Annotated in this window: 10 protein-coding genes; all 10 read right to left on the bottom strand. The window is 71.7% G+C overall.

The genetic code is table 11. From position 1 onward, the window contains the following. Positions 1–204 precede the first annotated feature (204 nt). Complete coding sequence (locus OG440_RS38635) at positions 205–1,431, bottom strand: MFS transporter (RefSeq protein WP_331752869.1); 1,227 nt, start codon at positions 1,429–1,431, stop codon at positions 205–207. 324 nt (positions 1,432–1,755) lie between these two features. Next, entirely contained in the window at positions 1,756–2,940 is a 1,185-nt protein-coding gene (locus OG440_RS38630; protein WP_331752867.1) for a peptidase M23, read from the bottom strand. 2 nt (positions 2,941–2,942) lie between these two features. Continuing rightward, a complete protein-coding gene (locus OG440_RS38625) occupies positions 2,943–3,764 on the bottom strand; it encodes a hypothetical protein (protein WP_331752865.1) in 822 nt (273 codons plus the stop codon). A 127-nt stretch (positions 3,765–3,891) separates the two neighbouring features. Then, positions 3,892–6,066 carry a hypothetical protein gene (locus tag OG440_RS38620; protein ID WP_331752863.1) on the bottom strand — a complete coding sequence of 725 codons (2,175 nt, stop codon included), beginning with the start codon at positions 6,064–6,066 and terminating at the stop codon, positions 3,892–3,894. Positions 6,067–6,122: 56 nt separating this feature from the next. Continuing rightward, entirely contained in the window at positions 6,123–8,711 is a 2,589-nt protein-coding gene (locus tag OG440_RS38615; RefSeq protein WP_331752861.1) for an ATP-binding protein, read from the bottom strand. Beyond that, positions 8,708–9,559, bottom strand: coding sequence for a hypothetical protein (locus OG440_RS38610; RefSeq protein WP_331752859.1), 852 nt, complete (start codon positions 9,557–9,559; stop codon positions 8,708–8,710). Before OG440_RS38610 ends, OG440_RS38615 begins: the two co-directional genes overlap by 4 nt. After that, a complete protein-coding gene (locus OG440_RS38605) occupies positions 9,556–10,383 on the bottom strand; it encodes a cell division protein FtsK (protein WP_331752857.1) in 828 nt (275 codons plus the stop codon). Before OG440_RS38605 ends, OG440_RS38610 begins: the two co-directional genes overlap by 4 nt. Further along, on the bottom strand, positions 10,380–10,961 hold the full coding sequence (locus OG440_RS38600; protein WP_331752855.1) for a hypothetical protein: 582 nt from the start codon (positions 10,959–10,961) through the stop codon (positions 10,380–10,382). The genes OG440_RS38605 and OG440_RS38600 overlap by 4 nt, the downstream gene beginning before the upstream one ends. Before the next feature lie 12 nt (positions 10,962–10,973). Beyond that, entirely contained in the window at positions 10,974–11,201 is a 228-nt protein-coding gene (locus OG440_RS38595) for a hypothetical protein (protein WP_331752853.1), read from the bottom strand. Between the two features lie 63 nt (positions 11,202–11,264). Then, positions 11,265–12,308: a conjugal transfer protein gene (locus OG440_RS38590; protein WP_331752851.1), complete on the bottom strand. Its 1,044-nt coding sequence runs from the start codon at positions 12,306–12,308 to the stop codon at positions 11,265–11,267. Positions 12,309–12,535: the final 227 nt, after the last annotated feature.

The raw sequence follows: 12,535 nt of genomic DNA, 5'->3' as shown, positions 1-12,535 counted from the left end.
CCCTGGGCCTGTGTCCGAGGTCGAGCAGGGCAGCTGAAGGCCGGCGCGCCACGGGGGGAGCGCACCGGCCGTGGGCCACGCTAGCGCTGAACCCGCGGTCTGCGCAGCCAGTTGAGAAGCACTTCTGGGACGTGTCGGACGCTCCTCGCGCCGAGGGCTGCATGTGCGGGAGCACGCAACGGCGGGCTTGCTTTCGTGTGTCGGCTACCAGTTTGCGCCAGTGGGGAGGAAACTGCGGCGGGTGAGCACCAGGAGCACGCAACTGGCAGCGGCGCCTGCCACACCGACAGCGGCAGCGGCTTCGGGAGCCTGGTGGGAGACGAGTCCGGACAAGGCCGTACCGGCGGCTTGGCCCAACCCGAGGCAGGCGACCAGCCATGCCGATGCCTCAGCGAGCGTTCCCTCCGTCACCAGCACATCCAACGTGTGGAAGCTGACTACGAGAAGGGGGGCGAGGAAGACACCGGGGAGCAGAGCAGCTGCGATCGCCACCCCAGGAGCGGGATCGGTGAGCAGCGGCAGGGCGGCTGTGAGGAATCCTGCGCCGAGAATGCCGAGTTGGGTGACCGGTGCGCCGGGCCAGCGGCGGCTGCCGTAGCACAGACCGCCGAGCAGGCTGCCGACGGCGAGCGCCGCAGGGATCAGCGTGGCCGCGTGGGGCGCGGCGTGGCTCTCGGCCGCGGCGACGGCGTAGACGTTCAGGGATCCGAGGGTGATACCGACGCCGAAGAGGACTGCGGCCAGCGCTTGCAGTCCCCGTGCCCGCAACGGGCCGAGCCAGTCGGTGCTGTGGGCGACGGTGGCCTGCCAGGTCCGGGCTGGCGAGGCGGACAGCAGCAGGGCGGTGCCGGCGAGGCCGGCGGCCGCGGTGGTGGAAAGTAGCAGGACGGGCCCTGCGGGCTGGAGGGCAAGAACCAGCAACGGACCGACGATGAAGACGACTTCCTGGGCGCAGGCGTCGAGGGCAAGTGCGGCGCGGCGCTCCGCCTCATGGCGCAGGATGGCCGGCCAGACAACTCTGAGAGCGGCTTCGGTGGGGGGCGTACTTAGTCCGGCGGCCGCGGTCAGGACAGCCGCCAGGACCGGATGGTCCGCGGGCCGTACGAAGGCCAGGAGGGTGAATGCGGCGCCGGACAGGAGCGCGGGTGCGCCGACGGCCTTCAGGTGGCCGCGCCGGTCGAGCAGCCGTCCCCATGCCGGCTGGCCGAGGGCGGCGGTGAGCCCGAACACGGCGGCGAGGAGCCCGGACGTCTGGAGTGTGGCACCGTCGGCGCGGGCGGCCAGCAGGAGAGCCACTGGGGCCATGGCGACAGGGAGGTGGCCGATCACGGCGCCGGACAGCAGTCGGGGTACGTAGCGGGTTGTCAGAATGTCGCGGTAGCGGGCGGTGCGGACGTCCTGTTGGCGGGGCAGGACGGGTGCGGTGGTCATGGCGGGGGTCGTCCTCTGCGTGGTACGTCCGGCGGTGCGTCGGCATCGGCACGGGGTCGAGGGCGCGCCCGCCGGAGCAGGCGCGCGACTGCGGTATGACGAGGACTCGGAGTTGGCACCACTTCGAGGCTCTGAACAGGACTTATGCCAGAGGCGATTCCTCTGGCCGCCGGTCGAATCCGAAGGATTGTTGGCACTTTCGTACAGGTGGTTGCCCGCCCGTGCGGTGCCCGGCATCCTGACCATGAGGGATCGCGAGGCCCGGCGACCTTGGTGCCAACTAGCTCTCTTTTGTGCCGGTTGCGAGTCCTTGTCGCATGCGGGCTATCCGGCCTTGGGGAAGTAGGGAGGCGTCCACCCCACGTACTTGGCGCCCCACTTGGTTTCGAAGAGGCCGGCGTCGACGACATCGATGTAGCCGGGGCGCAGGATGTCGTTCGAGGCGACCTTGCCGTCGCCGAGATACACGGCGATGTGGCCGGCGCGGTGACCGGTGTCCCAGTACATGAGGGCGCCGGGCGGTGGGTGGCGGTCGCCGCGGTGCTGCATGGATTTGGGGACCACGGAAAAGTGGTCAATCGCGTAGTCGACGCCCGAGAACGACCAGCCGTAGACGATGGCCGTGAAGGCCAGGCAGCGCTGGTACCAGTTGGAAGTGGACCCGGCGCCGGAGTGGGACTTGGCCCAGGCAATGGCTTCGTTCACGGTGCGCGGGTTGCTCAGGTTCCAGGTCTGTTTGCCGTCGCTGAAGGTTCCGCCCCTGCCTGTGGTGGCGCCGGGAGTGGTGGTGACGCCGCACGTGTTCTCGCTGGTGACGGGGTCGTTGGTGCCCGCTCCCCCGGTGGTGGTGCCGGGTTTGTCGCCGGTGGTGGAGCCGCCGCGGTCGACATCGATGCCGGCTTCCCTGGCGAGCTTGCGCATCGCCGTCTCATGGCCGGCATACAAAGTGGGGTGGCCGGACTTCTGGACCTTTTGGGCGGCGTCGCCGAGGGGCAGCTTCTGCCAGTTCTTGAAGTCGACGAGGCCGGGGTTGGTGCCGCGGCCCAGGAAGAACGATTCGGTGGCGTAGGACGGCGTCCTGATCTGGGAGTTGGTGCCCCAGCCCATGGAGGGCCTCTGCTGGAAGAGGCCGACCGAGTCGCCCATGCCGTGGGCGAGATTCTGCATGCTGCTCTCCTGCATCGCCGTCATCAGCGCGATGAGGGTGGCGCGGCCGGGCAGCTTGTGCTTCTTGGCGACCGAGTCAATGGTCTTGGCGTACGTCAGCCGCTGCTCCTGCAGGGAGCCGGTGGCGTCGCCGCCGCCAGTGTCGGATTCGGCGGAGGCGTCGGCGGTACCGGGGCCGGTGTCCTCGCACGTGGCGGCGGAGGCCTGCCCCGCGGGGAAGCCGCCCAGCAGGATCAGGCCGACGATGAGGAGGACCAGGGCGATGATGCCGGCCTTGACCTTGACGCCCTTCTTGAGGGCCCCGGACTGAACGGCGGCGCGGATGAGCTGTTCCTGGTCCACCGCTACTCCTCGAGGCCCAGGACGCGCGTGACCATCCAGTCGCTGGCGGCGTCGGCGCGCGCGATCTCGAGGGTCAGGTGACGGGTGTAGGTGTAGGGGTCGGTACCGGTGACGGAGAGAGTGACGTCTGCCTGCCGGTAGACGCGGATAGAGGTGTCGACGGCCGGCCGCTGGGCGTCGCTGGGCTGCCCGATGACGACCTTGGTGGGCTTGGCCTCGGTGGCCTGTGAGGCCACGAGTTCGTTGAAGTCGCGGTCGTCGTGCCGCTTGAGGTTCTCAATCAGGGGTGTCGACGCGTAGGGGGCGGCTCGTTCCACGGCCGCCGTGTGGTCGGCGTCCTGGACCGGGCGGCGCAGGGTGTAGGCGAGGGTGAAGGCCCGGGCGATTGCGTCCGGAGTGTTGGCGATCTCGGGGGCGCTGGCGGTGGGCGAGGGTGCAGGCTCGGTGTCGTCGGGCTGCGGCGCCTGGGCCGTGGGGGTGGGCTTGGACTGGACGTTGTCGCTGTTGTCATCGTGGTCGGGCCACAGCCAGGAGCCGACGAGGACGGCGGCGGCCACCAGCAGCGCGAGGACCGGCACGACGAGGGGCGTGGGGGTGTTGCGCCGCTGCTGGCGTATCCACTCCGAGCGCTCGTCGCGGATCGCGGAGCGCCAGTGCTTCTTGGCCCTGCGGCGCCGCAGGTAGGGCAGTTCGGCCAGTTCCGGAGGGAGTTCCTCCTTACGCAGCGCCTCGCGCCACTCGGTGGCGGTCTGCGGCACCTTCGCGCGGCCGGTGGGCCTGGGGCGGCGGGGCTCGGAGCGCGGGGTGTCGTTGCTGTCGGTCACGGGGTGCTCCGTAGGGGTGGGTCAACGGGCAGGCGGTCTGGCGGGCAGGGCGAGATGGCCCCGAGGGCGGTCCGGCTCCAAGGCCGGACCGCCTGGGGTCTCGTGTGCGGGCAGGGGTGTGGCCAGCTCAGGAAGAGCGGCCGGGCAGCGACGGGCCGCGACGGGTTCCGCCGGCCCGGGGCAGGCCTCCGGGGCGTGCCGGGGTCAGACCGCCGGACCGCGACGGGCCGGGCGCGGGCGGCGTGTAGGGCCGTCGGCCGGCGGCCGGGCTCGGCGACCCGGTCGAGCCGGTGGGGCGGTTGATGACCGTGCCGGTGATGACCGGGCCGCTGCCACCCGGTCGCGGGGGTCGCGGGGGCGGGGGGCCGGGGCGGCGCATCGAGCCGGGTCGGACGGTGTAGCCGCCTGCGGTCGTGGTGGTTCCGGCTCCCCCGGGCCCGCCGGTGCGTCCGGGGCCGCGGCTGCCAGGTCCGGTGCCTGTGCGGGAGCGACGGCCGGAGGGTCCGGTGCCGGCCGGGCCGGTGGGTCCGCCAGGCGTGCTCGGTGTGCCCGCTGTGGGCGGGTGAGCCGGTGGCGGCGGGTAACTGGGCGGAGGCGGGTACGTGCGCGACGGAGGCGTCCGCGTGGGCCGGGTGGAGCCCGATCCGCCGCCAGAGCCGCCCCCCGATCCGCCGCCCGATCCGGAGCCGGAGCCCGAGCCGGAGGTGCTGTCGTCGTCCGGGGCGGGGTGGCGGTCCATGTCGCCCATGCCGCCTCCGCGGCGGCGGCGAAGGCCGCGCACGGCCCGGCGCAGGCGGCGGGCGCGGCCCCAGCGACTCACCGCGGCGAGGGCGCCGCGGCCGGTCATCTGCGCGCCGCCGGCTGAGACGATGCCGTCGAGGCGGCCCTTGACCTGCATGCCCATCGCAGCGCAGACACAGTTGAGGGCGCTGACCATGAGCCAGCCGTAGGTGGGCAGCATGCCCTGGGTCGCGGTGGAGACTATGAGGACGGCGCCGAGGCACATGGTGCCCGTGAACGACACGAGGACGAGACCCACCAGGGTCTCGAACCACTGGACGCCCCATTGGCGTGGTTTGCCTGGAATGCACCAGAGGGTGGCGAAAGCGACACCGCAGACGAGGAGCATCAGCGCGCCCAGCAGGCTGCCGAGGGTGGCGAAGGCGAGACCGAGGCAGAGGGCGGCGAAGATGACGCACGAGATGATCGCCGCGATGATCACGGTGATGCGGCCGCCGGGGGTGTGGCCCTGGCGCCATTCGACGGCTTCGGAGCCGACGGTGTCGGTGGTGAGGGTGTTCTTGAGGAAGTCCTCGCGCTTGTCCATGTCGGTGCCGCGTTTGACGACTTCGCCACCCCACTTCTTGCAGGCGTTGATGGAGCCGAGGTCCGCGATGCACCAGGGGGTGGCCACGTAGGTGCGCCATACGGCGTCGCCGGCCTTGCGGACGGTGTTGTCCTTCTCGTTGTCCGACCAGGCGGGCGTTGGTGTCTTGAAGGGCATGGCCGAGTTGGTGTCCCCGGCCAGGCCCCCGCTGATGGACGTCATGGCGACCTCGGCGCCGAGCTGGCGGCCGTTGTCGACGCCCTTGATCCAGGTGGCCGGAGCGAGCAGGAAGGTGGTGGCGATCGCGGCGGACGCGGCGACCCAGGCGAGCTGTCCGAGCGGGGAGGTCTGGCTCCGCTTTGCCCAGGCGAGGAAGCCGCCCACCGCGACGGCGGTGGGCAGGAACATCTGCATCATGGGGTCGGCGGCCGCGCCGATGGCCTGTGCGAGCGGCTCTTCGATCTCGGGCAGCGACGTGACGTTGAAGACCCAGCCGACCACCACGACGGTGCCGCGGCCGACGAGGGTGAGCAGGCCCAGGAGCATGTTGCCCAGGCCGTGCATCCAGCCGTCGATCAGGTCGCCGCCGGTGAGGTCGTCGGAGAGCTGCTTGTCGAGTGTGTACACGTCCGGGTCGTAGGTCTCGAAGAGGGTGCCCTGGCCTGGGGGCCTGAAGGGGCTGGGCATCATGTCGCCGATGCCGCCCGGCTTGTAGTCGTCCGGGCCGTCGGCGGCCGCGGCCGGGGCCAGGACGAACAGGGTCGCCAGCAGGCCGACCACGGGGATCATCAGGGTGCGCAGGCGCGGTAGCGCGAACGTCAGCCGCAGCCTGAAGTAGCGCAGGTTGCGGCGCAGCGTGCGCAGGGCGGCCCCCGTGCGTTCGCGGGACAGCCGCCCGGGACGCGGAATCTCCTGCGGCTCGGCGGTGTCGGACGGGCTGGCGGGGGCGGACGGCGCGCGCGGTGGCGTGGTCACGGCGGGCTGCCTCCTTGGGGAGCGGTCGGCGTCAGCCGACCCGCTGCGGACGGGAATCATGCGGCTTCCGACCCTTCCTCGCCCTCGTTGTGGACAGAGTTCGCGTCCGCCCCGGCGTCGGCCGGCTCGGAGACCTCGGCGGTGCCGAAGTCCTCCGCCTGGTCCTTGGGGTTGGTCGACAGCGCGCGCAGCAGTTCGTACGAGGGGGCGTCCCACTGCATCGTGGCGACCCGGTCGCGGCGGTCGCGGATGATGCAGTGGCCGTGCCGGATGGAGCCCCGGGCGTCCTTGCCGACGCCGTGGATGAGCGCGCGGGTGGCCTCGGAGACGGGCAGGCGCAGCAGTTCGGCCATGGCGTCCTGCTGGACCCGGGTGGACTGCTCGAACGCGCACACCGTGGTGATCGCCTCGAGGACACCGTCGAGCCCGAGGAGGGACTTGGGGTCCTGGGTGTCGATGGCGAGGGAGGTGTCCAGGGCGCGGCCGGTGCGGGCGATGTAGTCGACGAAGCGGCGGCCGTCATCCGTGCCGGTCAGGACGTGGACCTCGGGGATCGCGACGACCTTGGGCAGGTTGCGCAGGTCGGGCCGGGCGGAGGTGCTCAGCGCGTAGGCGATCAGACCCCGCATCAGGGCAAGGGAGACCCGTTCAGTCATCGTCATGTCGCGCGGCGTGGTGCCGGCCTGCGGCATCGTCAGGCCGGGTACCTGGACCAGCCAGAGGCCGGGTTCGGGGCGCAGCGGGGAGGCGCCCTCGCGCGGCTGGCCGAGCAGCGGCGCGCCGAGCTGGGTGCGGGAGAGTTCGGCGAGGGCCTGGCCGGCCTCGGCGGACAGCGGGTCGGGTCCGTTCTTCAGCAGGTCGATGACGCGCCAGGTCGCGGGATCTTCGTGGCCGGCGATGGCGTTGGCCGCGCGCAGCAGGTGCGTCTCGATGCCGGCGTCCCGCATCCGCTCCGGAAGGATGATCAGCAGCTGGGACACGACCTGCAGGACGGCGTCGTTCTTGGGCAGCAGCCGGAAGACGTCGGCCACGCCGGGAGTTTCGACGCCGCAGGTGACGTGATGGGAGTCCAGGCCGAGGTACTTGCCGGCGCGGACGATGCCCGCCTCGTCACCCTTGAATCCGAGCATCAACGCGAAGGCGCCCTTCAGGGCGGCGACCAGCGTGGCCAGCATCATGCTGGTGGTCTTGCCGCGGCCCGACCTGCCGACGTACGCCGTGGTGGTGGCGTCGCCGCGGGCCGAGCCGGCGGTGATGTCGATGCGGCACACCCCGGGGGTGGTGCCGGTGAGCAGGCCGGCGATGGGCCCCTCGTCGTCGCCGGCCTCTGAGCCGCCCCACCACATGCTCGCCGCGAGCGCGTCGGTGGTGCGGATGTGGCCCAGGTCCAGGACGCGGAGCATGTCGCCGATCTGGGACTCCAGCCACAGCTCGCGCTGTTCCTCGGTGGCGACGACGACGTCGATGGACAGGCCGGCGTAGTGGGCGATGACCGCGTCGCAGCGGGCGCGCAGGTCCTCCAGCGACTCGGTCGAGGAGACGACCAGGCGCGGGTGGTCCTCCAGCAGGGTCATGCCGTCGCGGGACATCTGCCGGCGCAGGTCGTCCATGACGGCTTCGGTCTCTTCCGTCTCGGCGAACGTCTCGCCCGCGGAGCCTTCGGCTGCGGACTTGCGCTGTTCCTTGGCGCTGGTGCGCTGCTTGTCGACGGACTTGATGGCCTGGGCCTTGCGCCAGACGGAGAACCGTACGGAGGCCTCCGGGCAGACCAGGGCGTCCTCTCCGGACTCGGGGTGGGAGTAGGTGATTTCGCTGAGGCAGCGCAGCCACTCCTGCTCGCCCGGGGTGACGATCTCCTCGGGGAACGCCGGCATCGCGAGGATGCTCACCCAGGCGGCGGTGGCGCCGCGGGCGTCGAGGAGGCGGACGTGGTCGCTGTGCGGGATCATCTTCGACTGCGTCAGGCGCACCAGGGAGGCGCCGGTGACGACGGGCAGGTGGGGCGGGGCGGGCTGCGGGCGGAAGCTCTCGCGGGAGACCGCCCAGGCCAGAAGTTCGGCCGGCGCGATCCTCGCCCGCCACGGGGTGGCCTCCAGACGGCGCTCCAACTGGCGGGTGAGCGCGTCGAGATGGGCGAGTTCGGTGGTGTCCAGGCCGGTGTGGCCGATACCGAGGGCGCCGCTGGCGGTGTTCTTGGCGCTGGCGCGGGCGGCGGAGTCCCGCTCGGCGATCCGTACGCCCAGCAGCAGGTGGCGCTGGGGCAGGTCGAGAGAGTCGAGGCGGTTGGCCCACATCTCGGCGACGGCTTCGACGTCGCCGGCGCTGAAGATGCGCCGTGCTTCCTCGCGGTAGACCTCGCCGTCCAGCCGGGACCAGATGATCTTGAGGTGGCAGTCGTAGCCGGGCAGCACCTTGGCGAGGGCGAGGGCGGCGGCGTCCTGCTCGAAGTCCTGGCGGTCCTCGGGCATGAGGTCGGTGTTGGAAGCGCTGAGGGTGAACCAGGCCTCGGCGCCGACGTCCGTGACGACGAGACCGTCGGCGATGGCGACGAGCTGGGGTTCGCGCATCAGGCGTTCGGCACCGACGCCGAGGAGACGGCCGACGCGGGAGACGGACTTCTTGGCGGCCTTGGTGGTGGAGCTCACGGCTGCTTCTCCTCGGGGTGGGTGCCGGTGTGCGGATGGCGGGCAAGGCGGGCGGCGTCGGTGTCGGTGAGGTAGGCGGCCCGCACCGGCTTCGGCCCGGCGCGCGTGATCAGCTGCCAACTGCCGGGGGCGGGGTCGCCCTGGTCGGGAACGGGCTGGTCGGCGGTACCGGCCAGGTACCAGGAGCGCGGGTCGGAACTGGCCAGCAGCCGGGTGGTGAACAGGTCCCGGGCAACGTGGCCGAAGTTCGGGGGTATGTGGCGGCAGGCCATGAGGACCCGGATGCCGGCGACACGGGCGTGGGCGAGGACGTGAGCGAGGGCGTCGGCGGCGTATCCGCCGGGCTCGGGCGTGCGGCGCAGCTGGGTCAGGGAGTTGGTGGTGGGGTAGCTCTCGACCAGCACCACGCGCGGTGCGAGGGGCTGCTGGCGCTCGACGGCGTCGCGGACCTGCGCGGCCAGATCGAAGAGGTGGTGGTGGATCGCATCGGGGGCATCGAGGTAGGTGACCGTCTCCAGGCCGTGGGCCCAGGACTGCTCGCCTCCGGTGGCGTCGAGGACGTCCAGGCGGTATCCGGCGGCCGCGAACTGCGCGCCGACGGTGCGCAGGAGCGAGCTTGCTCCGGTGCCGGGCGCGGCAAGAGCCAGAAGGTGGCCGGCCTTCTCGTCCAGGACGACGGGCTCGTCGTCTCTTGCTACGCCGACCAGGACTCTGCCGCGTTCAGTGGCCAGGGTCGGGCGCTGGCCGGGGCCACGGCGCAGCATCACCTCGGGGCCGGGCTCGGTGGGCCGGTGGCGGCCGGTGATGGCGAGGGCGGCGTCGAGGCAGGCGCGCAGGTGGTCGTTCATGCGGACTCCCGGGGGGTCAGGCCGTGGGCGAAGCCGCGGGCCTCGTCGTCGGTGAGGTTCAGGGCCTGGAAGGCGGTGACCGTGCGGTTGGCGACGACGTGCATCCGGCCAGGGGTGATGGAGGCCGGCGGGACCGGCCATACCTCGGGGGCTACGCGCTGCCAGACGGTGGCGCCGCCGTAGGCCAGGACGCGGACGGGGAAGACGTCGGACACCCGGATCTCGTCCAGGCCGGGGATGTCGCCGTGGGGGTTCCCGGCGAAGACCTGGATGCCGAAGGACCCTCCGGCGGCCAGCAGCATCGCCAGGGCCTCGACGCCGGGTGCCTCTTCGAGCTGGCTGTCGGGGCGGCTGTGGCTCCAGTACTCGCGCAGCGCGTAGGTGACGGTGCGGGTGTTCTCGATGACGAGGATCCGGCGGCCCGCCCAGCCGCCGTCCACGGCGGAGGTGCCGTCCTGCAGGGCGGCGAGGGTGAGTTGGAGGTGGTCGTGGATGGCGGCGATACGCGAGTGGTAGGTGACGCGCGGCAGGTGGCGGGCCCATCGGTGGGCACTGCCAGTGGGGTCGATGACGTCGACGTGCGCGCCCAGGCACAGCACCTGCGCGGTGAGGCTGCGCAGCAACGTGGTGGTGCCTCCGCCTGCCCCGGCGGCGACCAGGACGTGGTCGGCACCGTCCGGCAGGGTCACCGGCCGGTCGCCGGCGGCAAGTCCCAGCAGGGGCGTGCCGGCCTGGTCCAGGGCGGTGAGGGTGTACGGGTCGTGCAGGCGTACGGAGTTGCGCAGGGCCTCGATCGGCATGGAGGTCTGGGTCTCTGTGGTCACTTGGCGTTCCTCCTTGCGGCACGGCGGCCCTTCTTGGCGGTCTTGGCGCGGGCCTTGCCGACGGCGTCGGGCCCGTACATGCGCAGCCGCGGGCGCAGGTGGGCGGGTCGCCCGCAGGACTCGGCGAGGTCTGCCTGCTCCGGGTCGGGGGTGAACAGCGGCCCGAAGGCGGCCAGTTCACGAAGCTGCGGCGCACGTTCGGCCACGCGCTGCAGGCGAAGCCGCACGCCGAGACGGGGGGAAGGGATGCGGCCGCGGCCGATGACGGGCCGCACCCCGAGGTTGAGGTAGTTCAGCCACACCCCCCACAGCAGGAGGTTGGTGCGCCGCCAGTAGGTGACGGACCGTTTCGCCCCGATGTAGGTGACGGCCACGGGCGGGATGACGAAGAACGGCACCAGGGGCGGGGTGGGGAAGCCCAGCAGCAGGAACCAGGCTCCCCAGTACACGGGCAGGATGAGGGCGCCGATCTTGAGGGTGGTGCGGGGGATGCCTTCCCCGAGGTCGAGACCGAGCAGTTCGTGCTGGCGGGTCTCGAGGTCCCAGTGGCGGGTGAGGGTGGAGGAGGAGCGCGCCATGATCGCCGCCCCTCAGCCCGTGAAGATCGTGGCGATCTTGGCGCCCACGAACTTGAGGATGGTCACGGCCTGGTTGGGGGTGAAGATCATCACCGCGACGACGGCGGCGCCGGCGATGTGGGTGACGAGGGCGCCCCATTCCTTCTTCATCCAGTGCATGAAGCCTCGGAAGGCGAGCACCAGGCCGAAGAGGGACGCGACGATGGCGAGCGCGTAATCGACGAAGCTGTTTCCGCCCATGACGGATCCACTCCTTGGTTGTAGCGGTGGGTGTGTGGGCTGGCCGGCGTGGCCGGCGGGCGGCTACGAGGTCTTCGCGGTGACTGCGGAGACCTGCCAACGGCTGGCGCTGCCGGCCGCGACTTTGGTGACGGTGATCCGGTACGTCTGCTGCAAGTGGGCGCCGCCGACCTTCCAGCGCACCGACGCGGTGCCGGTGCGCTGGTCACCGCTTCCGACGTCGACGGACCAGGAATCCATGGAGGCGAAGGCGACGTCGCCGCCGAGGCCGGGAATGTCGGCGCCGGGAGCCGCGGCCTGGTCCTGGCTGCCCTCGGCCCACGCTTCAAGGAAGGAGGTCACCGTCTCGCGGGTGGAGGAGGCCAGGGTGGTGTCGTTCTCCGCCTCGTCGGCTGCCTTGTAGGTGACGGCCTCAGGCAGGCCGACCAGGGCGGGCTGGCCGGTGACCACGACCCGGCCGGACGCCTGCGCGACCGGGACTTCGAGGCCGCGCCAGCTGGAGACGGTCTGCTGCTTGCCGCCGGAGGTGGTGACGACGCTGACCCGGACGTCGACGGTGACGCGTGCGCGCTTGTGGCCGGCCTGGGTGACAGCTCCGGGGATCGTCTGGGCGACGAGCTGGTAGCCGGAGCCGTCCCACCCGAGTTTGGGGTCGATGCCCTTGGCGAGGTCGACTTCCAGTTCCTTGGCCCGCCCGTCGGGGTTGCGGGAGTCCCACGTCAGGTAGGAGCGGGCGAAGCGGGCGGCGACTTGCTGGGCTTCGGCTTCGGGGACGTCGTCCTTGCGGGCCTGGGCCTCGGCGTTCGGCTGGGCGGGAGCGGTCGGCGGGTCGGAGGGGAAGACCAGGGTCCTCAGGCCGGTGAAGGCCAGCAGTGCGAAGACGGCCCAGACGGTGACACGGCCGGCCCGGCGGGCGAACAGCGTCCCGGACGACTCCTGTTCCTCCGCCCATCCCAGGGCCGGCGGGGTGCGGGCCTGGGCGCTGCCCTCCTCGGTGCGGGATGTCTCCGGCTGTCCGGCCGCGTTCGCGGAGGCATCGGGGTGCCCTTCCTCACCGTCCTTGGTCTCCTTATCGGGAAGATTCAGCATCTTCCGCAACACGCTCATCCCGTACTCCTCGGCAGCATTTCGCGGTAACCGGCTTCCGCGCGGAAAGGCGTGACGGCACGTCACGCCGCCGTCTGTGAATGCGGGAAGCTCACTGCCAGGACGCTAAGAGCGGAGGCCTGTGGATAAGTTCTGTCGCCCGCCGCCGGGGGCCTGTGGAAATCCGGCCGCCACACGGAAATGAGAGAAGGGGCCTACGGGATTCCTCCCGTAGGCCCCTTCCGGCA

Source organism: Streptomyces sp. NBC_00637 (assembly GCF_045161545.1).
GTDB lineage: Bacteria > Actinomycetota > Actinomycetes > Streptomycetales > Streptomycetaceae > Streptomyces.
This window is presented reverse-complemented; position numbering and strand designations above follow the sequence as displayed.

Excerpts from the sequence above, each read along its gene's own strand:
- OG440_RS38590 (WP_331752851.1), bottom strand. The coding sequence starts at position 12,308 with ATGAGCGTGTTGCGGAAGATGCTGAATCTTCCCGATAAGGAGACCAAG.
- OG440_RS38600 (WP_331752855.1), bottom strand. The coding sequence starts at position 10,961 with ATGGCGCGCTCCTCCTCCACCCTCACCCGCCACTGGGACCTCGAGACC.
- OG440_RS38595 (WP_331752853.1), bottom strand. The coding sequence starts at position 11,201 with ATGGGCGGAAACAGCTTCGTCGATTACGCGCTCGCCATCGTCGCGTCC.
- OG440_RS38610 (WP_331752859.1), bottom strand. The coding sequence starts at position 9,559 with ATGAACGACCACCTGCGCGCCTGCCTCGACGCCGCCCTCGCCATCACC.
- OG440_RS38635 (WP_331752869.1), bottom strand. The coding sequence starts at position 1,431 with ATGACCACCGCACCCGTCCTGCCCCGCCAACAGGACGTCCGCACCGCC.